The sequence below is a fragment of the Roseimaritima multifibrata genome, assembly GCF_007741495.1.
Classification (GTDB): domain Bacteria; phylum Planctomycetota; class Planctomycetia; order Pirellulales; family Pirellulaceae; genus Roseimaritima; species Roseimaritima multifibrata.
Map to the genome: position 1 here is coordinate 6,390,584 of NZ_CP036262.1, position 21,795 is coordinate 6,412,378.

Genomic DNA, 21,795 nt, shown 5'->3' on the forward strand with positions numbered 1-21,795 from the left:
GGCTTCGGGGTTTTGTGAAAAACTTGATTTAGGTCGCCGATCCGGCTATCCAAACCCCTAGCACGCTCCTCCTAAGAGGATCCGATGGAGGACTAGCAGGTTTAGCAGCAGGTGCTGAGACATTATTTCAATTCGGCGAACGATCGAAATCCGCGTTTTTTAGGTTCGCAGATTGTTGGTTATTAAATTCGCGGACCACAAATGGTTGCTAAATCGCTTCCAATGTTGATACGATTGCGTGGCCTTCGTCTAAGAGAAGGTAAGCGGGCCCTGAAAGAAAGTCAAGCGATATTCTTACGCGGGACGCCCACCTCCCTTTCATCACTGCGGATCGCTCAGGCAAGAACATGGAAGAATGGACCGCCTATCACGAAGCTGGCCATGCACTGATGGCAACTCTGCTGGGAGGCTCTGTTCACCACGTGACCATCGAGCCCGACAATGACGACGGTCCCGCTCGGTATGGAGACACATTGGTATCGTGGCCCGGTTTCCGTGACTCAAAAACCTTGCTGCAAGCGGAGATCCTGGTGTTGCTGTCCGGCCCCATCGCCGAGATGCTTTACCGTGGTGAACCGCTGCATCCCGGATTTGTTCCTGAGTGGGCGGAGGACTGGCGTCAGGCGTGGGAGCGAGCCGGCACCTTTGTCGCCGAACCGCAGCGGCGTCTTCGGCAAATGGAACAGTGGCTAAAGCAGCTGTACCAGGAATTTGATCGTCCGCCATTTTGGGCGGCCGTCGCAGCCTTGGCCGACGAATTGCTCGCGCATGAAACGCTCGACCAAGAAATGGTCGAAGAAACGGTAGCCCAGTGGAGTTTTTGAAGCGACGAAAGAGTGTCGCCTTTCGCTCCGCGAAAGAACGCGTGCAGGCGTTAGATTTAATCGAGATGAGGTCGTGCCGGAAAGTTCGCGTCCTTCCGCTAAGAATTTGAGTTCGTGATTACCTGTCAGACACTCAGGCGGTCACGCCATTTTCGGCGAGATTCGCTTGCAGCTTGCTCCAGAACGTGGTGTCACGTTGGTACTGCTCCGGATCGATCTGGTTTTTGAATGCGTCTAGATAGCCGAGCATATCCTCGGTGATTCCGAAATACGAAAAACCGTCCTCTTCCATTGGGTTGCGAAACTCGGGGTCGCCCGGCTCATAGTGATGGGAGTAGGCGCCCGATTCGTCGAAAACGAAATTGGCCGTCAACAGCGGCATCTTCATTTGCAATTGATAGTGAGCCTGTTCGCCCCAGCTCATGCCGTCGGTCGTTTCGTACCATGCATCCGCGACGGGCTGCGGAGTCCTACTGTCGGGAAATCGAATCCCGTACCCTTTCCCGGACTGGGTCAAACCGTCTCCGTTCAGATCGACTTGTGCTGCGCGCGGAATTAAAAGGTTCAACGCCCCTTCATCGCTCAAGCCTTGCACATCGATTGGATCGCCAAGCCGCTGAATGTCCTGTACGACCTGCAAATCGTCGCTGGACAGCCTCGCTAAAAATGATTTGGGATCCAGATAAGCCCCTTCGCGATAGGCCTGATTTAAAACCTCGCCATACTTCTGCTTTAAATCCTGCGGCGATTCCAGCGTTCGGTAACTCCCCTGCATCGTTACCGAAAACCAGTCATCCCAAGCCGTCTGAACCTGCTGATCCGTTGCGACATCAGGGTCGACAGGCTGCGAAGTACGATACCCGGCGTGCCCCGATTCAGCCAACACCTGACTGAACACATCCTGCAAACTTTGGTCGGCGGCTCGCTGCCTTTGTTGCTGAGTCTGAAATCCCTCAGGCAGTCCTAAAATCTCCATATCAACAACTCAACGATCTGGACTGAAAGCTCAACAGAACTACGGAAATACCCCAATCACTTGCTTTCTATTCCATCGGAACCTCCCACCCCTATCTTCAGAAAAACCAGCAATCCCAAAGAAGGAGGCCCTCGATCGCCGCTGTCACAGACGAAGCCGTTTCTTTGGTTGCGTTACCCAGACCATCGGCGTCGCACAGACCGCAACGGCTAGCCTGGTTTTGGACACATGCAAATTCATTTTGCCCCAAAAACCTTAATCGATTGATTTAGGCTGAAGATTTTGAGAACAAACGCTTCGGATTAAAATTCGTCCGCAGAATCCACTCCGCCGCCAATGAAGTAAAAAGCAACAAAGCGACCAGCGGATGATTCCACAGCGGGGTCGCCGGCAGAGGCTGCAAGCGGACGGGAGGGAGTGCTGGAATGGCCGCTTGCAATTGTTTTGCGAAGCGAGCGTTTGGTTCTAAAAAAGTTCCACCAGAACGCTCCGCAGCCACCTGCATCGCGGCGAAGTCGCTATTCAAGCGAATCTTCTCCAGCGGCGTCACATCGACGACAAAACGATCTTCCAGCGGAGCGCCGGAGGCGATCAATGGTTCGATCAAAATGGCCTGGTAACTTCCCGCCGGCAGATCCACCGCCGCCGCTCGATACTCTCCTGGCCCGACGGAATCCAATTCAATCATCTGCTCATGATCGCCGCTTCGCAGCAGCACTTTCACGACTTGCGGATCACCTTGAATTTTCGCTCGCAACGGAACCGTTTCACCGACGGCAAACCGGTCACCCTCGACTTCTAATTCCCATGGACTATTCGAAGCCTGCCGTTTTCCACGAGCGAGTTCACGGATCGCTTGCAACCAATAGCGTTCATGCAAATTGCCGGTACCGTCAAACGACTGCAGCCGAAACGTCTCATCGGTCAACTGCAAACGAACCTGACCGGCACCCGCAAACTGAGTCACCACAATTGGTAACGCTTCCGCATCATCGGATTCCCAAAGCACTTTACCAAGCGGCCTTACCTGACGGGCAGCCCAAACGGCGGACAGCATTGGCAACGGCACATCCCCTGACTCACTTAACCGCAACGACGAGGTATTTTTTCCCAGCGGAGTCCAACGAATCGACTTCATCCCCTGCGTGGAACGAGGCGTTTCAACACTTTGCAAATCAACAGGAACCATCGATTGCAACGGCGTCCCCTTTAGTTCTGCTGGCAAATGCCGAGGTCCCGCAACAATGATCAAACCGACCCCATCCTCCTGAACCGCCAACGCAAGTTGTTTCAGAAAGATATCTCCCAAGAGAGAAAGCGCCGCATCGCTAAGGATCACCGCGTCCATCTGCTTCAAAGCCTCCCGCCCCACCGGCGGAAGGATTTCCGCCGTTTGATCCTGACGTGCGTATTCAGGATCTCCGCTCTGCAGCACCGACGTCAGTTCGATCAAAGGTTTGCTTGAATCGGCTTGGTTCCGCACCCGTTCCAGCAAGTGCTTTAGATATCGAAATTCATAGCTAGGCCGGTCCTGAACCAACAACACTTTTAATGGCTGATCGCGTATATCGACACGAATCACTCGCTCGTTATTGGCCCGTTCGATTTCAGTCGCCTGTGGCACAACCACGACTTTCCACATAGCCTCTTTCGGTTGATCCGCAACAAACGTAAGCTCCACCGCATGCATGCTTTCTCCATCGGCAACACGGATCGTTTGACGATCACGCACTTCACCGGTCGATTCATCCTGAAGCTGCACTTCCACTTCTTGGCCCGCCTTCAGCCCGGTTGTTCGCACCATCGCCTGCACGGTGACGCGATCCCCCATCAAGGCCCAGGCACCATGAATCACGTCTTCGATCGCCAAATCCAATCGGACTTCAGTCTTCCCCAGTCCAACCATCACAAGTGGTATTTGCTGGATTGCCGCTTGATCCGCAGCGGCTTGTAAGGTTTTGCCGTCGGTAACGATCCCATCTGAAATCAACACGATCGCCGCCGTTCGTTGACCAGCCTGCAACGCGACCGTTTCCAGTAGCCAATTTCCAAGTGGGCTGCGTGGATACTCTTCCAAATCCGCTAATTCCTCCGCTAGTTCTTGCGGATCGTTTAGATCAATCGAGCCATTCCAGCCTTCAATTCGAACCTGATAACTCTCTTGCAGCAGAGACAAGACATTCTGGTCATCCAGCAAAATATCGGAAGCTTGCTGAAGACGGGAAAGTGCGTCGCTCCCCGCGGAAGTTGATACGTCAGCAGGAGCCTGCATGCTCCCGGAATGATCCAGCAGTAGAACAACTTCCGCTGGCTGGGTTTCATACCTTGCCAAAGCAAACCCGCTCAACATGGCCAGCAGCATCAGCAAGGAGAAAGCGCGGAGAAAAATCATCAGGAAGCGGGGACCAAGGCCCGGCGCATTCTTCCAATAGGAAAGAACGGCGACAGCAACCAAAAGAATCGCCAACAGGCCGACAACCCAAATCGGCAGCGGCCAGTACGCTTGCCACGTGCTCCCATTCCAAGACCAAGTTTGAAGATCCGCGATCATGGAGATCCCTTCATTGCAAATCGGCTGACCAACGATTCGGTGACCAACAATCCCAGCGCCACAAAAAGCAGGCTGCGAAACCAGTCCCCGACCCCATCGATCGATTCCCCTTGGGCCTCCTTTTCACCACGCGCGACCTTTGACGTTTGTTCCTCCGTCGATTCGTCTTGCTCGCTGCCAAGACGCCGCAGCGAATCCCTTTCGCTTTGCGTCAGTTTTCTCAAATCGCCCTCACGGGGATCAACATTCACCGCAATCAACTGCTCGGTCTGATCGGCATATTCCAGGCGGTAAATTCCAGGCGATTCCAGTTTCCCGGCCGTCCAACCAGTTTGCCCTGTCTGCGAAAGCGGAGTAACATCCAGTACACGTTTAACCGTTTGCTGCGCTCCACTTATCCCCGGTTCAAGAAGCGTTACCGTCTGTGGTCGATCCCGACGCCCCGCAATGGCGTGCGTCAGCGATTGCCCAACTTGAAGTTCAGTCGATCTCCTAGCCGGCACCGTCGCCCACGCGGACAGTTCTTGTACCAAAGGGACCAGACTTGGCCACGCGACTAATAAATTCCAGGGTGCAGGGTCGTCATTCGAAGCGGCGACCATCGGCGCGGTCGTCACCACAAGCGTTCGAGAAACCTTCGTGTCTACCGTATCACCAAGGTCCGCCGCAACCCGCTGATCGCGATCGATGGCAATCACCAGAGGAGCACTTTGTTTCCCGATCCCCAGGGCGACTTCTCCTTGCTGGGCTTCGATTTTCCAGTAACGGAAAACAGGCGTCGAGAGCAGCCCCGACTGCGGGAACGGAGCAAACGGCGCCGCGATGGGATGCCGGTACCCTCGCGGATCAATGGGATAAACCGCTTCGGAAGAGGGCTCCTGCAAGCGGAACGGAAGCTCTGACGCGGTGTACCCTTCCGGACTAGCATTCATTCCTAACCACCAGATGATTCCCGACCTAGCCGTAACCATTCGGTCGATCGCTGTCTGCATAGCGGCATCAACAACCACAAGATCGCACATCATCAGTAAATCGGCTGAGCGGGGCTTAGCATCGTTCGCCATGGACTGAAACCGTTCGGAAGTCAGCTGCTGGATTTCCCACTGACCTTCGGTTCCTGCCTGCAATGCAGCGGCAACAAATCGCGTTCGATTCGCTGGCCCCACACAATAAACCAACAACGGTTTGGTCGGTTGCCGAACCAACCAACGTTCATTGTCGACGAACAGAGAATCCTCCACCAACTGAGCATGCACAACCGAAGGTCCTGCCGCCGCCGGAATCGCAACTTCCGCAAACGAGTCCCCCGGCGTGTTCATCGCCAAACTGGTGGCATAGGTATCGTTTCCATCGACGGAAATCGAAACGGGGATTGCTGCCGAGAGCGGTTCGTCCGCGGTGGCAGTGACCGTCAAACGATTCGCGGCCACCGCATCCAGCGAACGCAGTCTTACATTCACCGTCGTCTGCGGTTGGCCATCGGTGACATCGATGACTTCCACCGATCCAATATCCGACTGCAGATCCTGCCAGCGAGCCCCGATGCTACCGCTCGTCGCTGGCTGCCACGTCTGCTGCTGCCCATCACTGAAGAAGTACGCCTGAAGGTTGTTCACTTGGTCGTCGGGAACCGAGCGTTCCAGAACCGCCAACATCGCTGGCAGAGAAGCGGGAGTCATCGCGGGTTGCATCCGCTCCAATTCTCGAACCACACGATCGACGTCCGCAGAAGGCTTCGGAACCATCGCCAAAGGAGACTCTTGCATTGCGAAGAGCATCAATGTGTCGCCGGGCAGCGTTTCTCGGCAAACTTCCGCTGCCCGCTCTTTCGCAACTTGAAACCGGGTTTTTCCATCAGGCAACTGCGTGAACATTGAATAGGAAGTATCCAGCACAATCACCCTTAAGACGGCCGGTCGATTCTTGGTTGCCAACGTTTGTTGGAATATTGGATTTGCCAGCGCCACAGCAATCATCAACACCGCCAAGACCCGAATCAGCAGGAGCAACCACTGCCACAAGCGAACACTGCGGGAGCGTTTTTGCATCGCCGCCAAAAGAAACTGCATCGCTGGCCAATCGACCGTTCGCAGCCGCCGTCGATTCAGCAAGTGCAAGACAATGGGAACTCCAGCGACCATCCCCCACAGCAGCATCCCACCTGCGACAAACGGCCCAATCGCAAAAAGCGTTGGCAGGAAAATCCCCGCGGCACTATCCATAGTACTGATTCAACCTCGCAGCCAACATGGATCCGATCGGTTGATCTGTCGTCAGAGCGAGGAAAGGCGTTTCGGTTTGCTCGCACACCTGCTCAATCGACTGACAAAATTCTTGCATCGCTTCGTGGTACGCTTCCGCAAACGCCTCGGGCTGCAGATCGACCGGCGGTTCCCCTTCCATTCCTTGAAACCGCGTCATCCCGTGCACCGACAATTCTTTCTCTTCTGGATGCAGGACTTGAATAACAAACAAATCGTGTCCCGCCGCTCGCACGTACCGGACGGCCGTTTCGATCGCTTGCGGGGAATCCAAAAGATCACTGATCAGGACAACAATTCCCGGGCGGGTCAAACGAGCCAGCGCCTGCTGAACTTGCTGACCGACATGGTCATCGCCCTCAACCTGACAACGGGCAAGGACGTCAACCATTCCTTGCACCTGTGGTTCTCCATTGCTCAGCGGCAGATCGATTCCGTTGCCACCCAGGAAGGTCAAAGAGCATTGATCCTGCGCGGTAAGCGTGATGAACCCAAGAGAAGCGGCGACGCGTGCCGCGTAGTCAAATTTGCTTTGGGCATCCCCGGAAGGCTGAAGACCGGCGAATGCCATACTACCCGACGCATCCAGCATCAGATGGCAGACCAAGGCGGTTTCGTCTTCACGATTTTGCAGAAAGAAGCGATCGGTTCGAGCGTAGACTTTCCAGTCCACACTTCGCAGATCGTCCCCTAAGACGTACGGACGATGCTCCGCGAATTCGACGCTATGCCCATGCCTGGAACTGCGGTGCACCCCTGTCAGCGCCCCGCCGTCAAACGGGCGCAGCCGACGAAGTCCGGAACCGGAAAGTTCAGCGAGCGTCTGCGGATCGAAAAACTTTTTCCAATTCGGATCCATGAAGATCGCTTTTCTCTTGTTGGTCGATAGCGTCTAGCAATTCGTCAATCAAGGCGTCCGCAGACAAACCTTCCGCTCGAGCGGCAAAATTCAATCGCATTCGATGTCGCAAGACAGGCTTCGCAATCGATCGAATATCTTCGCGTTCCACCATCATCCGGCCATCAAGTGCGGCTTTTGCTTTGGCCCCTAGCACCAAGTACTGACTACCGCGTGGCCCGGCGCCCCACTGGACGAACTGGTCGACGCGTTGTGAAACGGGAAGCGTTTTTGTGCCGCCGTCGGCTGCCGAAGTGTCGGCAGGCCGTGACAGACGTGCCAACCGCGTCGCGTATCGTGCAACGCTTGCGGCGACCGGAACGCGCCGTACAGTCTGGATCAATTCAACCAATTCGTCCGCATTCAAAACCGGCTGGATCGACTCCTGCCCATCCCCCGTCGTCCGCATCACCACCGCCAATTCGTCATCTTCACTCATGTGACGAATCCGAATATCAAACATGAATCGATCCAGCTGAGCCTCTGGGAGCGGGTAGGTCCCCTCTTGCTCGATCGGGTTCTGGGTCGCCAGCACAAAAAACGGATTCGGCAGCGCATGCCGCTGTCCGGCTGCCGTCACCTGTTTTTCCTGCATCGCTTCCAAGAGGGCCGCCTGAGTTTTCGGCGGAGTTCGATTGATTTCATCAGCCAGCACGATATTAGCAAAGACCGGTCCTTCAATGAATCGAAAATGACGTTCGCCGCTTGCCCGATCCTCCTGCATCACTTCCGTTCCCGTGATATCGGCGGGCATCAGGTCGGGAGTGAACTGGATACGGCTGAACTGCAACTGCAGGACTTCGGAAAGACTGTGAACCAACAATGTCTTTGCCAATCCGGGAACGCCAACCAGCAAACAGTGGCCCCCGGAAAACAAGGCGATCAAGACCTGTTCAATCACCTCTTCCTGACCAACAATCCGTCGGTGCAGTTGTTCGGTCATCAGCCGCTTAATTTCACCAAGCCGAACGAGACGTGAAGCATCATCGGCTGCAAGCGAAGCCACGGAATCGGTAGAAGTAGGATTGGCATTCATGTCTACTAGTGTCGCTGACCCGTGAGCCGGTGGCAATGACCTAACGTCATTTGAGAACAACGATCGCTTCGGGGGTACTGTTTAAAATCCACCCGTCCGACTCGCTCAGATCGCCACCTCGCCGACCAAAAGGGCGTAGCGAAATCCGATCGACCATCCGCGGAATCGCCGTCCCACGATCATTTTCGTCAACGGCCCCCGGAAACACATAAATGGACTCGGACGTCGGCCAGTAAACAAAACCATCCACAAGGATTCCGGTCCCCACCCCGGCAGGCGAATCGATTCCGCCCCCCACTTGATCCACATCCCCTTCAGGAAAACTAGACAACACATCCCCGGAGAGCGCCTTCAACCAAATCAATTGCTGCCCCCCCAGTACCCACTGGCCCGCAACTTGGCCGATCACATGCGTGATATCGTCCCCGACTCCTGCCGCCGTTGCCCACCGCAGTTGCCCGTCGGCAGCATTCAATCCGACCACACGATCCATATCGACGCCAGCGACGATCACTTCACCTCCAACGACTCCCAACGCCGAATCGGACTTTACCGCCGCCGGCCGCTGCCGAGGAAAACCGCCAGAATCCAATTCCGCAAGCGGATGCCGAACACTCCACTGCAACCGTCCGTCTGCGACTGAAACGGATGCGGTCACCCCTTCGGCGTGGATCACCAACCGGTCTTCGGCCAAAACCAAGGGAATCGTTTCCACGGCAATTTGTTCCTTAACCAACCGTTGCATCACAAACGGTGGACTGGCCCACAAAATGTTTCCAGTGGGAAGATCGTAGCATTGCAGCGTGATCGATTGAGCTGCCCCATCGGTACTTCGCACCGCGATAAAACAGCGATCGCCCAACAGAACCGGACGGCTGGCAAAAACGTAATCGTCAGGCAACCGAACGGGATAACCGCCCTGCAACGCCCCTTCGCGATACCGATCCAAAACCACCAACTGACTGGCTGTTCGCTGGCTGCGATACGCTTGCTGACCGACATACCGTGAACCGAAACTTCCCACCAGCCAACGTCCTCCCGCGACCAAATCGAAACGTGGCATCCCAGACAAGGGAAGCCCGGCAGGCCAAAGCAACGTATCGGTGTTGGTCGCAACATGGATCGCCTCGGTCCCGATACCCGACGGCCAGGGCTGGCCAGTCTGTAGCGAACGGGCAAAGACCTCTGATCCCGAATGAATAAAAGCGACACCATCGACGATCGCGGGGAAAGAACGAACGCTCACCTTTTCATTCACTCCGGCAGCGAGCGGCGGCAGACTGTTTTTGTCAACGTTTTGCAGATACCGTGCAGATCCCTGCAGGACTCGCTGATGTTTCTCTCCCGGTGCACCATCGACGACCGCCGACCACTCAGGTTCCGCACTCGCGACTTTCAACGAATCCGCTTCCTGATCCCCGGAAACTTCATCTGCAGCAACCTGGACGATCCGTTCCAGTTCGACAACCAATATGTCGGCACCGCGAGCGCGATAGGCTGCAATCAAACGGTCGCCAACTTGGCGAAGCGGAATCGAAGAATTGCGATAACATCCCAAAGGCAACCCTTTGCGGTTCTGAACCTGCTGTACTAAAGAATCGATCACCGAAAAAGGGAGCGGAGTCTTCGGATCGCGTCTGAGTGTCGCCAGCAGCGTATTCCAATCAGTCGCTGATACCGCAGCCGATTCCGGCGAAGATACGCCGGCAGGAACGGGAGACCGAGGTTGCCAGAAAGGATCGATACGAACCAGATGATCGATCGCCGACTGCAACCGCCCTGCCCGCAGGTCTAAATCGGCCAACGACAGCAGGACATCATCGCCATACGAAGTCGAAAAATACCGGCGGGAGACTTCAAGCAACGCCTTGCGAGCTTCCTCCGGTTCAACAACCTGGACCGCACGTTCCCACTCCGATTTTGCGACTCGATCAAAACGCTGGCGGTACAGTTGCAGCGTCTCGGGGTACTTCAGCCCCAACCGGAGCAAACGATCATGAACGGCGAGTTCAGCAGGCTGATAGTTTTCGGCAATGAGGTCCGCATCTGTGCGAAGACTGTCCGGGACCCGCATTAGGCGTCCGTCGGTCGAATCCAACATTTGGACCGCCAAATCGACCGCCGCGTCCGCTTCTCCGGCGATAATCAACTGATCCAGCTGATTGAACGACAACCGCTGTGCCGGTTCAATCTCATACAGTCGCTGCGACTGTGCAAACAAACTCAGGTTGCCACCGACCCAAAAACAGACAACCAGGGTCATCACCCCGAATCGCTGAATCGATCGTACTCTACTGAGGCGGAACATAGATTTGATATAGCATTAGATAGACAACGACCCCTGAAATGGAAACGTACAACCAAATCGGGAACGCCCAGCGGACAAGCCGTCGATGAGCACTTCGGCGGTCCTTCAGTCCCAGGATAGCAGCCCACACGGCCAATACGGGAACGGTGATCGCAAGCGGGATATGAGTCAGCAGCACCAACAGATAAACGATGAACGCCCCTTGGGACGCAACCGCAGGGTCCCGAGGAAACTTTTTGTTCGGCGATCCGGTCGTTTCCAACAAGGCAAATTTGTGCAGTAGGTACAGCCCCAGAAAAAGGACACTGACGCTAAGGGCGGTCAGCATCAAGTTACGATGGGCCTTGATATTGCCACGCTTGACTTGCCACAGGGCAAGCAACAGCAGAATGGTTGCCAACGCGTTTAGCGAAGCCGTTGCATGCGGTAGGTTTTCGGCTAACCAGTCCATCAGGCAGCATCCTTCGCTGTTTTATTGGCCGCGATCATTTCCTGCAAATCTTTTTCCAGTCGTTTCAACGAACGCGGGTCACTCCAGCGATATAACGCTTCCATATCCCCTTCAGGATTCATCAGAATAAACCGCTCGGTATGCTGCAAGTTTGCCGAAACTTGAAACATCTCGGCCCCCACACGCTGGATGTAGATGGGGTCATCGGTCGTCAGAAACAACCATTGATCCGGATCGGCACCGAAGCGGGCGGCGTACTCACGCAGCGCCTCTGGCGTATCGTTTTCCGCGTCGACGGAAATGGACAGGAACTTGACATCTTGGCCAGCGAATTTGTCGGCCAGTTCCTTCAGCGCTTGATTTTGCTGAATGCAAATACTGGGACACTGAGTGAAAAAGAAACTGACAACGTAGGGCTGTCCTTTCAGCGATTCACTCGTGACTTCTCGGCCACTCCGTTCGGTCAACGTGAACTCTCGCACCCAATTTGCATCTTCCGGGAGATCTGGTTTCGGAGGAGCTTCGACTCGGGTTGGCTGTTCTTCATCGATGACGACTTCGATGTCACCGTCAGGACCTTTGATTGTGACCGTATGCTGCCGCTGAGATTGATTTCGCATTTGGCGGAGCGCCAGCCCAATCACCAAACCGATCACCACGATCAAAAAAATATGGACTGCCGTTCGCATTAGGCCACCAAATCTGCTTTCTTACTTCCCCGCATCAGGTACCATGCAATCGACAGCATCGCGACCATGAACAGGACGGAAACGATCCAGTTGGTTACTGAATCCGGAGCGAACCCACCTTCGGCAAAATCGACGGCGGGATACAACAAATGCCGCATTTCAGCCAATCCATAGGTCAACGGATTGGCTAACATCACCCAGCGAAGCACGGTCTGCCCCATCGCAAGCGATTCTTCGCCGGCGGCTGGTACCGGGAAAAAGGCCCCGCTCATCAACCACATCGGCATCAGACCCAACATCATGATGGCATGAAACCCTTGAGTGCTATCCATCGGCCAGGCAACAATCATTCCCAACCCGCACATCGACAGTGCCAGCACCGCTAACAGCAGCATCAACGGGAAAATTGAAAAACTGAGAGGAGCGGTTCCGAAGGCGTAAACCAAGGTAAGAAAGAAGACCGCCTGAACCCACGCGATCGCTCCGCCGCCAATCACTTTGCCTGCCAACACGGGCCACCGCCCTACCGGCGCGACAAGCACAGCCTGCATAAAACCTTCGCGGCGATCCTCGATCACCGAAATGGTCGCAAAGATCGCAGTAAAAAGGACGATCAAGGCAACGGTTCCTGGCAAGAAGAACTGGATAAAATCCTGTCCCCCTGCCCCTTCAAACGAGCCCCGCAAACCGGTTCCAAACAGGAGCCAAAAAAGCAGGGGCTGAACGACAGCTGCGGTGACGCGGTTGCGTTGTCTAAAAAAGCGAACCCATTCGCGGCGGGCAAGCATCCACGCAGCCCCCCAACCACTCGGAGAATGAACGGTTGTAGGCATCGCGGCCGTAGGATCCGTAGCGGACACGGAAGCGGTACTTGAGGGTGCAGAAGTCGTTATCGACATAGTGTTTCTTTGTTATTCCTGTGCTTCCGACGTCGACCAAAAACGGTGCCCGGTCTTGGCAATAAAGACATCTTCCAATCCAGGGCGTCCGACCGTAATCGATCGAGCCGATTCGCCTAGCAACTCCGCCAACTTGGGAACCAAGTCCGCCGGTCGGTCACTATGGATTCGGATCTGTTGTTGAACTCGTTGAACCTTCAATCCTAGTTTCTCCTGAACCAATTTCTCGGTCGCTTCAGGATCTTCGCTATGAATCGTGACCAGGCCATCCCCCATCTCGGCTTGCAGCTGATCGGGTGTTCCGTTGGCGATGATTTTGCCCTCCGCCAAAATCGCCAGCTGATCGGCTTTTTCGGCCTCTTCCAGCAGATGGGTTGTCAGAAGGATCGTCATTCCTTCAGCAGCCATCGAACGCAAGGCTTCCCAAAGGTCCAAGCGGGCCCCTGGGTCCAGGCCGGTGCTCGGTTCATCCAGCAATAGGACTCGCGGCCGATGCAACATTCCCTTTGCCAATTCGACGCGTCGTTTTAGCCCGCCCGACAGTTTTTCGCAGATCTCTTTACGACGATCGGTCAAACCCAAGGCCTGCAGGACTTCATCGCGTCGCTTCCGGAAAGCGGCTCCGGACAATCCATACAACGCCGCTTGGCAGGCAATATTTTCATCGACGGACAATTTCTTGTCCAAGCTGGGCGACTGAAAGACGATTCCAATGCGTTTGCGGACTTCGATAACGTCGCGCACCTCGGCCCCCGCGACGGTGATCTGTCCTTTTTGCAGCGGCATCAAAGTGGAAATCAAGCGAAACAGAGTGGTCTTGCCACTGCCGTTTGGCCCCAGCAATGCAAAAATCGAGCCTTGCTGAACCGTCAGATCGACTCCCTGCAGTGCGGCTCGATCACCGTAACGATGTTCCACGCCGGCAACTTGGATGACCGCGGGCGATATTTCCGATGACGGCGACGCGGGAGCATGTGTCGCCGATGATGTTGGTGAAGTCAAACCGTTCACGGGGATCGTAGGAGGGAGAGCAGACAGAAAGGAAAACGGCGGGAGGGTTTCCCACCTACACCAATGCGGCGATGACCAGGACAATCATCGCGGAGGGCAACTGAAGCAGCGAAGCAAACATCATCCGTCGAGCGGAAGCGTCCGTTTTCAGGTAGGCAAAACGTATTGAATCTCGAACCAGACCGAAAGAAACGGCAACCATCAGCAGGCTTAATCCAACCGCACTCCAGCCACTTGCTGTCATCCAGACCAAAGCGACCAGAACCGCCAATAACGCGAAAGCGCCGACAACCGACTGAGCCGCAGCGCTGCGACCGGTCGGTTCAACAACCGGCGTCATCAGAAAACCGGCTTCGCCATATTCGCGGCGATACATCCAGGCAATTGCCATGAAATGCGGATACTGCCAAGCGACCAATACCGCCACCAACAGCCAGCCACGTATCCCCAACACATCACCACCTGCGGCCGTGTAGCCGATCATCATCGGCAAGGCTCCGGAAACGGCCCCGACGGTCGTATTCCAAGAGGTCCGTGTTTTCATGGGGGTGTATATCAATACATACGTCAACCAAGTGGCGATCCCAAAGAAGGCCGGGGCGGGCCCCGAAAACCAGCTTAAGTAGGCCGTTCCCGTGATCCCCAGAACGCCGCAGTAAACGACGGCCCAAAAGAGCGTGATCCGGCCTGCAGGAAGCGGCCGCGAGCGGGTTCGCTTCATCCCGCAGTCGAGGCGACGTTCCCAAATCTGGTTCATGGTCCCCGCACTTGCCCCGACGGCAGCCGTCCCCAGGAGGGCATGCAGAAGGACCAGCGGAGAAAGCTGCCAACCGGCAGCGACAACCGCTGCGACCCCGGTGGTGACCAAAACCATGATCACAATCCGCGGCTTGGTCAGCACGATCAAATCGCGCAACAGACCTGGGTGGGCTTTTGCCACCGCTTCCTCATCGCGTGTGGCAGAGGATTCCCGCTGCAGCACAGAATCGACCCCCACAACCGAAGTGTCGGCGTTGGCGTGCAGTCGAATAGGTGGGGATGGCGCGGCCAAACTCATCGTTCCAGCGGGCTCGTCGAAATAAGTGAGCGTAATCGTGAATTGCTTAAAATCGCTAGCTACTTGTCCTGCGCAGATGCTTGATTCGAAACGTTCGCGTCGTCAACAGGACAGCCGTCGCCAAGATCAATGATCCCGTGGCAACATGGCCGCAGATGACAAACGAACCCCAAAACGATTTGGCTTGGACAAGGTATCGAGCAGGAAATCCATAGTCCTGAAACATTGGAAAACCATAATGGACCACCCAGGTTGTTAAACCCAAGGCGATCTGCACTGCCACCAATCCTACCAGAGCACCCCCGGGTCGCGACAGCGTCTTTTCGCCGCACCCCCGTAATCGGAGCCACAAAATCGCGGTTAATCCCCAAATCACGAAGGCTAGCAGGACGTGCATCGCGACCGTATGCGTGAATCCGCCCGGTGTCGCTTCCATACTGACATGCCGTAGCATCGCCCCCAGGACCAGCTGAAAATAGCAGGCGATTACCACCACTGACGCCAGCCATCCCCCACGAACCACCTTTAGGGACGATCTAGCACCATCGCTTCCAGATGCCGATCCCTCCGTTTTGGTTGGCGAATCGACTTCTGAGGGTCCGCTGCGAATCTGCGACCACCACCGACTGGTCACCACCGCCAGAACGGTAAAAAGGGCAAAAACAATCGGAGCCGTACAGCCATGGGTCATCGCCAACAGGCGATCCCCCAGCACAACCCGCATCCCGCCCAAAATTCCCTGCACAATAATCAACACCAAGCCAAGAACGGCCAGGCCTTGGACCCAGCGACGACGCTCCGTCCAGAATGCGACCGCGACCACGATGATCGCAACAAAACCGACCAGCGCCCCCAGCAATCGGTGCCCATGTTCGATAAACAGATCAAAGGGCCCTGACAACCACGTTTCCAGTGGATAGAGAAACAGGTTATCTCCGTAAGTATTTGGCCAATCGGGGACCGACATGCCAGCATCTTGAGTCGTCACCAACGATCCGACCCAGACCAGTGGCCAGACCAGTCCCAGCACCAGCAGCGTCCACCGATAGAGCCAAGGTCGATAGGAATCTTCTTGCGTCTGTATCGCCGAATCGCTCATCGCCGCGTCCTCCTGAAGACTCGCTCTGCCGCCATCGCCCCCAGCACAGCGCCTCCAGCTCCGAAAACGGCTCCGGGAATCATCCCGCCGAATCCCAACACTCGCATCGCAACCATCCCCAGCACCAAACCGCTGATCGCGCCAATCGTTCGGTAATTCTGTTCACTCATCGACTGGACTCCGGCAAGACCAGCGATTCGGAAGCAAGCGGTGCCACATCCGCCGGTGACAACGACAGCACATAATTAATCAAATCCCAAACCTGCCGTTGCGTTAAACCAACGGGCTGCGGGTGTTCCACCAATTCCATCGCGGGCATCGGCGTCCCATCGATACCGTTAACGATTCGTGTATACAGCAAGCCCGGATCGCTTCCGCCATGAAAGGCGCCCAACTGAAGATTTCGCGGCTTCGCGGGTCGCGGACGAAGCGCACCAGCGGCTCGAAAAGGAGCAATCGCATCGGTATCGGTCGGAGTGATATTGATCCGAGTGGTCCAGTCCTTCGTCCAGTCATCAAAATCTAAAGTCGCCACATCGGCTTTGCCGGCTGGTCCATGGCAACCAACACAATTCGCGGTCTGACCATGAAACAAAGCCTTTCCGCGGGCGACCGATGCATCGTGAATTTCAACCAATTCCGAATCTTCCTCCTCTGCGGTACCAACATTGCGACCAACATCTGCTGGGACTTCGGGAATCTCCAAGGCAAGCTGAGGCGCGTTGAGCCAAGCCTGAGTGATCTCCAGCAGCAATTCATCGATAGCCGCCACTTGCTGCACAAAGGCAGGATCGTCCGTCCCTTCATTTCCAGCCGCGTACAAGCGTTCCTCTGGGGGAAGCGGCTGAGAATCATAATCGAATTCTTCCGCGGCGATCTGCCATAACTGACGTTCCAGCATTCCGCGAACCGACAGATAGATCACGTAATCCACCAACGCTTCTCGATCGCTTTCGGGAAGCGAATGAAAGGTCGGCATCGCGGTCCCGGGAGCCCCACGGTGCAGCGTGGCGAGCAAGTCTTCCCGGGTTGGCGGAGTTCCACGCGGCGTCGACTTGAACTTATAGACACCCATGCGGAAATCGCGGGGATAGGGGTTCTGCAGGCCCGACGCAGGTCCACGGCCATTGCCATTCAGACCATGACAGACAGCACAGTGTTCGCGGTAGAGACCCTGGTGCTCGCCATCTTCAGTGCTGGAAACAGGCCCCGCGGATCGTTCGATTCGGTCGACCTGGACCAAGTCTTGCAGAGCGACCGGGACGATCGGTTGATCAGGCGTTCCAAACCAAGCCTGCATGATCGCCTGAATATCCGATTCCGCCTGCCCTAAATCGGCGCCGCTAACGTGTTCTTGCTTCACTTTTTCCAGGGCATTGCCGGAAAACGAGATCGGCTGCGAATCACAGCCTGGAGCAACAAACAAACAGATTGCGACAGCCATTCCAACCCAGCCGACAGCGACCAGTGAACGACAAACATTAGAAAGGGAGCCCGACATGATCACACAGATTCAAACGGAGGAAGCGACCGTTCAATTATAAGAACATGCCAAGCACAACAGAGGAACCCAGAATCGCTCAATTCACAAGGGGCGCATCGTCGCACAACGGATGAGGATTCTGGCCAATTATGGGCACCGAACGTGCAAGAACCATAGGCCCCCTCGGATCAGGGAACGGAACACGTAGCTCCGCCGACCCTCGTAGCTCCGCCAACCCGCGTAGCTCCGCCTCTCCGAGGCGGAGAGCCAGCAGGCACGAGTCTCGGAGAGACTCTGCTACGTGCCATGACGCCGCGGCAGATGGCGATACCCGGGCAGCCACTCTCGTAGCTCCGCCTCTCCGAGGCGGAGAGCCCAGCAGGCACGAGTCTCGGAGAGACTCTGCTACGTGCCATGACGCCGGGCCGGATGGCGATACCTGGGCAGCCGACCCTCGTAGCTCCGCCTCTCCGAGGCGGATGTATTCATCTCGGAGAGCCAAACCTACAGCTAAAAACTCCGTTTTTTCAGGCTAAGCGTTTTTGAAAATGCAAGAACTCGCCGAGCCTTAGACTTGCCTTCTTTGGATTGTCGACGATGTATTGGCGGTAGTAATCAAACCATTTTTCACCACGAAGCAGGTGATCGAATTGATCCACTTGCCAAAAAGAACCTTGAATTCCGAGATATCGATTTACCGCCCGACCGCTGAATCGCTTCCACTCCGTGCACTGCTTCAGGAATCTTGTCTGGCTGGCGAATCCGACCAAAAAATGAGCGTGATTGGGCATTACGACGACATCCGTCATGAAGTACCGCTCCCCGTCAAACTTTAAAAGGCTTTCCAGAACAATCTCCGCGCATTCACGATTCGCTAGATGACACGCTCCATAGCCAGAATCAAGGAAGCGGTCCCGAAGCTGAAAAAGCTTGTGATAAACGTCCGACCTGAATTTACAGGGGTGCTGGGACAATTGGACCCGCAAATCGCTATCTGGATCCAACCCTGCGCCCCGCAGGAGATCACCAATAGCCACATCCAATTGGACGAGGATTTCGGCCGGAAGTGCGTCGCCAAGCCGCCAAGTGACAAAGCACATACACCCCGGCTGCCCCCAATGCGGCAGATGCCGCTCAACGACATCCCAATCAGCAGCCGGATCGAAGAACGAAAGATCCGATTGATCCATGCCCTACCCCATAGCTCTGCGATAAATAGTTCAGCAAACGCTACGTGCCATTATACCCACCCTAATGGCGACGCATGGGCAGCGGTTTAGTCCGCAGCTCCGCCGACTCTCGTAGCTACGCCTCTCCGAGGCGGAGAGCCCAGCAAGCACGAGTCTCGGAGAGACTCTGCTACGTGCTATGACGCCGCGGCAGATGGCGATACCTGTGCAGCCACTCTCGTAGCTCCGCCTCTCCGAGGCGGAGAACCAAGCAGGCACGAGTCTCGGAGAGACTCTGCTACGTGCCATGACGCCGAAACGGATGGCGATACATGGGCAGCCACCCTCGTAGCTCCGCCTCTCCGAGGCGGAGAGCCCAGCAGGCACGAGTCTCGGAGAGACTCTGCTACGTGCCATAACGCCGCGCCGGATGGCAATACCTGAGCAGCCATCCTCGTAGCTACGCCTCTCCGAGGCGGAGAATCCAGCAGGCACGAGTCTCGGAGAGACTCTGCTACGTTGAGAACATGTGTTCAATCAACAGGCGATTAGTCGCCGTATTTGATTTGATTTGCTTTGATTTTGACGACACCCATGTCGTTCATTCCATCTTTGATATCGACATCGAAACGATTTCGTTTCCATTTGACGGTTTTGCCGTTCAAATCGACTTCGTCCAAAGCTCCATCAGCCGCTTCGACGTAGACTCGGAAATTCAGTTCTTCGTTCGGAAGATCCTTGATAACCAAGACGCCATCTTCATCGCTGACGGCGGCGAATGGGTGATCCAAAACAACCAAGCGAGACTGCATCCAAGGATGGATACTGCAGGTCACTGGAATCGGAGCTGGTTCGCTCTCCTTCAATTCAACCTCGACCTCTTGCCCCGAAGGGATCATTGGGTTCTGCGGGGTATTTTTCAGGAAGTTCATGCTGGCGTTATGGCCAACGGGATCAGGATTCGTGACTTTCAGGGTGTCTCCAACCTGAGCGATGACAATGTGTGGCTCAAAGCGGCAATTTTTGTTCGCTAGGACATGCGTCGCATTCTTGGGCGTCTGGTCTGGCAATTTACTGCCGCCACGGCCGGTGTAGACATAAACGACAACATTCTTAATCCCTTTGCTGGTTGGGTTCACAACCAAGCGTTCGTCGACCAAGCCATGTTTGCCACAAAAGGCTTCATCGCGATTAACGTTAATTGCAGTGGGGGGCGGAACCACCCCATCAAACAAAAACTGAATCTTCAAATCGCCCGCATTCAATTGACTTGCAAAACAAAGCAAAGCGGCAGACAGCAAAAATCGGCGCATCGAAAACGCTCCTAATTGAAATTACGGAGTGATGTTGGGTAGTTAGCTAGGCTCAAGTTTATTTGCCTTTGCGAAAAGACAAAACCATTCGGCACCAAACCGAATAAAAAAGCGATGGCTGAGCAGTTGGACCCCAGCCATCACCTTCAATCAAATTAGCCTAAGTAGACCGGCATGCCATCCCTGAGGTGGGTTTTAAAAGGGAAAGGCAGAATTGAAGACCGATCTGGTGGGGGGGCAAATTTATTATAGCTCATACAAAGCGAGAAACCAGCCATTATTATAGGCTTTACGGCAACTCGTGGGTCCTCCGAGCGGACAACTACCGCAGCGAGGCTCATTGGCTTACCATGCAGGTCGAAAATAATCCATTCTTACCCGCTCTGCCCCCTCTACGCCGATGCCTGCTGAATCTGCTGATAATTCCTCGATCCCCGCCACCAAGAAAGTACTGATTGTTGGGAATGGAGGACGAGAGCACGCTTTGGCATGGAAGCTAGCGCAAAGTCCACAAGTCGCCCAAGTCTTTGTTGCCCCTGGAAATGCAGGGACCGCCATCGACGCCACCAACGTTTCGATCGAAGCGAGCGATAAACCGGGCATCATTAAATTCGCCATCGAAAACGAAATCGCTTTCGTTGTCGTCGGCCCGGAAGCCCCACTTGTCGACGGTTTGGTGGACGACTTGCAAGCCGCCGGGATTCGCGCCTTCGGCCCCTCCGCCGCCGCGGCCGAACTGGAAGGGAGCAAGGTTTTCTGCAAAAACTTGCTACGAGCCTCCAACATCCCGACCGCCGAGTACCAAACCTTTCGGACCGCATCGGATGCCTCGCGTTTCATCAAAGACCGCTACCCCGATTCCGAGCAAGACGTTCCTGTTGTGGTCAAAGCGGACGGATTGGCCGCCGGCAAAGGCGTGATCGTCTGCAGCACTCGGTCCCAGGCACTCGACGCGATCAACCGGATTGCGGGCGTCCGTGAATTTGGTGAAGCAGGCGATGTCCTGATCATCGAAGAACGCTTGATGGGACAAGAAGCAAGTGTCCTGGCGATCACCGATGGCAGCACCATCATTACCCTGCCAGCGGCTCAGGATCACAAACCAGCCTACGATGGCGACCTCGGCCCCAACACCGGCGGAATGGGCGCGTTCTGCCCGACCCCACTGATCGATGCCGAAATGATGGCCCGCATCGAGCGAGACATTTTGGTTCCCGTTGTCCATGCAATGAAACGCTCACGCCGACCATTCCGTGGCATCCTGTATGCCGGTTTAATGTTGACCGCAGCAGGCCCGAAAGTCCTGGAATTCAACGTCCGCTTCGGAGACCCTGAATGCCAGCCGCTACTGATGCGAATGAAGGGCGACCTTTGCGAGATCATCGAAGCGGTTATCGACGGACGGCTTGCGGATGTGGATCCACCGGAATGGGACGAACGTCCCAGCATCTGTGTCGTCATGGCCAGCGAAGGTTACCCAAGTGCGTACGAAAAAGGCCGCGTGATTAAGGGACTGGATAAAGCCGCCGAGATGAGCGACGTCAAAGTCTTTCACGCCGGTACGCAAAACATCGGGACCACGGTCATCAACAATGGCGGCCGTGTCCTTGGAGTCACCGCGATCGGAAATTCCATCAGCGACGCAAAACTGAAAGCCTACAAAGCGGTCAAAGAAATCCGCTGGCCAGGAGCTTGGTGCCGAAAAGACATCAGCGACAAAGCGCTGTAAAGCAGCCGTTGCGATCAGTGCGGGTCGTTTCCTTCAACCGG

General features: G+C 55.5%; 18 protein-coding genes. 2 read left to right on the forward strand and 16 right to left on the reverse strand.

Going from position 1 to position 21,795, the window contains the following annotated elements; translation table 11 throughout:
• Positions 1-347 precede the first annotated feature (347 nt).
• Positions 348-824: a M50 family metallopeptidase gene (locus FF011L_RS23195; protein WP_145354331.1), complete on the forward strand. Its 477-nt coding sequence runs from the start codon at positions 348-350 to the stop codon at positions 822-824.
• Between the two features lie 133 nt (positions 825-957).
• Here the strand turns inward: FF011L_RS23195 and FF011L_RS23200 are convergent, their stop codons facing one another.
• From FF011L_RS23200 to FF011L_RS23270, 16 genes are all read right to left on the reverse strand, one after another.
• A complete protein-coding gene (locus FF011L_RS23200) occupies positions 958-1,800 on the reverse strand; it encodes a hypothetical protein (protein ID WP_145354332.1) in 843 nt (280 codons plus the stop codon).
• A 268-nt stretch (positions 1,801-2,068) separates the two neighbouring features.
• Positions 2,069-4,351, reverse strand: coding sequence for a vWA domain-containing protein (locus FF011L_RS23205; RefSeq protein WP_145354333.1), 2,283 nt, complete (start codon positions 4,349-4,351; stop codon positions 2,069-2,071).
• The gene (locus FF011L_RS23210) at positions 4,348-6,573 is read right to left on the reverse strand and encodes a BatA domain-containing protein (RefSeq protein WP_145354334.1); all 2,226 of its coding nucleotides are present in this window, start codon (positions 6,571-6,573) and stop codon (positions 4,348-4,350) included. Before FF011L_RS23210 ends, FF011L_RS23205 begins: the two co-directional genes overlap by 4 nt.
• On the reverse strand, positions 6,566-7,471 hold the full coding sequence (locus FF011L_RS23215; protein ID WP_145354335.1) for a DUF58 domain-containing protein: 906 nt from the start codon (positions 7,469-7,471) through the stop codon (positions 6,566-6,568). The genes FF011L_RS23210 and FF011L_RS23215 overlap by 8 nt, the downstream gene beginning before the upstream one ends.
• A complete protein-coding gene (locus tag FF011L_RS23220) occupies positions 7,425-8,546 on the reverse strand; it encodes an AAA family ATPase (RefSeq protein ID WP_218932835.1) in 1,122 nt (373 codons plus the stop codon). Before FF011L_RS23220 ends, FF011L_RS23215 begins: the two co-directional genes overlap by 47 nt.
• A 46-nt stretch (positions 8,547-8,592) precedes the next feature.
• Positions 8,593-10,854 carry an outer membrane protein assembly factor BamB family protein gene (locus FF011L_RS23225; RefSeq protein WP_145354336.1) on the reverse strand — a complete coding sequence of 754 codons (2,262 nt, stop codon included), beginning with the start codon at positions 10,852-10,854 and terminating at the stop codon, positions 8,593-8,595.
• Positions 10,838-11,305, reverse strand: coding sequence for a DUF420 domain-containing protein (locus FF011L_RS23230; RefSeq protein ID WP_246109586.1), 468 nt, complete (start codon positions 11,303-11,305; stop codon positions 10,838-10,840). The genes FF011L_RS23225 and FF011L_RS23230 overlap by 17 nt, the downstream gene beginning before the upstream one ends.
• Entirely contained in the window at positions 11,305-11,994 is a 690-nt protein-coding gene (locus FF011L_RS23235) for an SCO family protein (RefSeq protein WP_145354338.1), read from the reverse strand. Before FF011L_RS23235 ends, FF011L_RS23230 begins: the two co-directional genes overlap by 1 nt.
• On the reverse strand, positions 11,994-12,854 hold the full coding sequence (locus tag FF011L_RS23240) for an ABC transporter permease (protein ID WP_246109587.1): 861 nt from the start codon (positions 12,852-12,854) through the stop codon (positions 11,994-11,996). Before FF011L_RS23240 ends, FF011L_RS23235 begins: the two co-directional genes overlap by 1 nt.
• Before the next feature lie 51 nt (positions 12,855-12,905).
• Complete coding sequence (locus tag FF011L_RS23245; protein WP_246109588.1) at positions 12,906-13,904, reverse strand: ABC transporter ATP-binding protein; 999 nt, start codon at positions 13,902-13,904, stop codon at positions 12,906-12,908.
• 55 nt (positions 13,905-13,959) lie between these two features.
• Positions 13,960-14,961, reverse strand: a complete 1,002-nt coding sequence (locus FF011L_RS23250; protein ID WP_145354339.1) for a protoheme IX farnesyltransferase — start codon at positions 14,959-14,961, stop codon at positions 13,960-13,962.
• 55 nt (positions 14,962-15,016) lie between these two features.
• Complete coding sequence (locus tag FF011L_RS23255; protein WP_145354340.1) at positions 15,017-16,060, reverse strand: COX15/CtaA family protein; 1,044 nt, start codon at positions 16,058-16,060, stop codon at positions 15,017-15,019.
• Positions 16,057-16,230, reverse strand: a complete 174-nt coding sequence (locus FF011L_RS26575) for a hypothetical protein (RefSeq protein WP_218932836.1) — start codon at positions 16,228-16,230, stop codon at positions 16,057-16,059. The genes FF011L_RS23255 and FF011L_RS26575 overlap by 4 nt, the downstream gene beginning before the upstream one ends.
• On the reverse strand, positions 16,227-17,561 hold the full coding sequence (locus tag FF011L_RS23260; RefSeq protein WP_145354341.1) for a cytochrome c: 1,335 nt from the start codon (positions 17,559-17,561) through the stop codon (positions 16,227-16,229). The genes FF011L_RS26575 and FF011L_RS23260 overlap by 4 nt, the downstream gene beginning before the upstream one ends.
• A 509-nt stretch (positions 17,562-18,070) precedes the next feature.
• Positions 18,071-18,733: a hypothetical protein gene (locus FF011L_RS23265; protein WP_145354342.1), complete on the reverse strand. Its 663-nt coding sequence runs from the start codon at positions 18,731-18,733 to the stop codon at positions 18,071-18,073.
• A gap of 527 nt (positions 18,734-19,260) precedes the next feature.
• Positions 19,261-20,025 (reverse strand): cupredoxin domain-containing protein, encoded by a 765-nt coding sequence (locus tag FF011L_RS23270; protein ID WP_145354343.1) that lies wholly within the window; start codon positions 20,023-20,025, stop codon positions 19,261-19,263.
• Positions 20,026-20,425: 400 nt separating this feature from the next.
• Between FF011L_RS23270 and purD the strand changes: the two genes are divergently transcribed.
• Positions 20,426-21,754 (forward strand): phosphoribosylamine--glycine ligase, encoded by a 1,329-nt coding sequence (gene purD, locus FF011L_RS23275; RefSeq protein ID WP_145354344.1) that lies wholly within the window; start codon positions 20,426-20,428, stop codon positions 21,752-21,754.
• Positions 21,755-21,795: the final 41 nt, after the last annotated feature.

What these genes read in the sequence shown, in the direction of transcription:
- FF011L_RS23195 (WP_145354331.1), top strand. Translation starts at nt 348, where the DNA reads ATGGAAGAATGGACCGCCTATCACGAAGCTGGCCATGCACTGATGGCA.
- FF011L_RS23200 (WP_145354332.1), bottom strand. Translation starts at nt 1,800, where the DNA reads ATGGAGATTTTAGGACTGCCTGAGGGATTTCAGACTCAGCAACAAAGG.
- FF011L_RS23205 (WP_145354333.1), bottom strand. Translation starts at nt 4,351, where the DNA reads ATGATCGCGGATCTTCAAACTTGGTCTTGGAATGGGAGCACGTGGCAA.
- FF011L_RS23210 (WP_145354334.1), bottom strand. Translation starts at nt 6,573, where the DNA reads ATGGATAGTGCCGCGGGGATTTTCCTGCCAACGCTTTTTGCGATTGGG.
- FF011L_RS23215 (WP_145354335.1), bottom strand. Translation starts at nt 7,471, where the DNA reads ATGGATCCGAATTGGAAAAAGTTTTTCGATCCGCAGACGCTCGCTGAA.
- FF011L_RS23220 (WP_218932835.1), bottom strand. Translation starts at nt 8,546, where the DNA reads ATGAATGCCAATCCTACTTCTACCGATTCCGTGGCTTCGCTTGCAGCC.
- FF011L_RS23225 (WP_145354336.1), bottom strand. Translation starts at nt 10,854, where the DNA reads ATGTTCCGCCTCAGTAGAGTACGATCGATTCAGCGATTCGGGGTGATG.
- FF011L_RS23230 (WP_246109586.1), bottom strand. Translation starts at nt 11,305, where the DNA reads ATGGACTGGTTAGCCGAAAACCTACCGCATGCAACGGCTTCGCTAAAC.
- FF011L_RS23235 (WP_145354338.1), bottom strand. Translation starts at nt 11,994, where the DNA reads ATGCGAACGGCAGTCCATATTTTTTTGATCGTGGTGATCGGTTTGGTG.
- FF011L_RS23250 (WP_145354339.1), bottom strand. Translation starts at nt 14,961, where the DNA reads ATGAGTTTGGCCGCGCCATCCCCACCTATTCGACTGCACGCCAACGCC.
- FF011L_RS23255 (WP_145354340.1), bottom strand. Translation starts at nt 16,060, where the DNA reads ATGAGCGATTCGGCGATACAGACGCAAGAAGATTCCTATCGACCTTGG.
- FF011L_RS26575 (WP_218932836.1), bottom strand. Translation starts at nt 16,230, where the DNA reads ATGAGTGAACAGAATTACCGAACGATTGGCGCGATCAGCGGTTTGGTG.
- FF011L_RS23260 (WP_145354341.1), bottom strand. Translation starts at nt 17,561, where the DNA reads ATGTCGGGCTCCCTTTCTAATGTTTGTCGTTCACTGGTCGCTGTCGGC.
- FF011L_RS23265 (WP_145354342.1), bottom strand. Translation starts at nt 18,733, where the DNA reads ATGGATCAATCGGATCTTTCGTTCTTCGATCCGGCTGCTGATTGGGAT.
- FF011L_RS23270 (WP_145354343.1), bottom strand. Translation starts at nt 20,025, where the DNA reads ATGCGCCGATTTTTGCTGTCTGCCGCTTTGCTTTGTTTTGCAAGTCAA.
- purD (WP_145354344.1), top strand. Translation starts at nt 20,426, where the DNA reads ATGCCTGCTGAATCTGCTGATAATTCCTCGATCCCCGCCACCAAGAAA.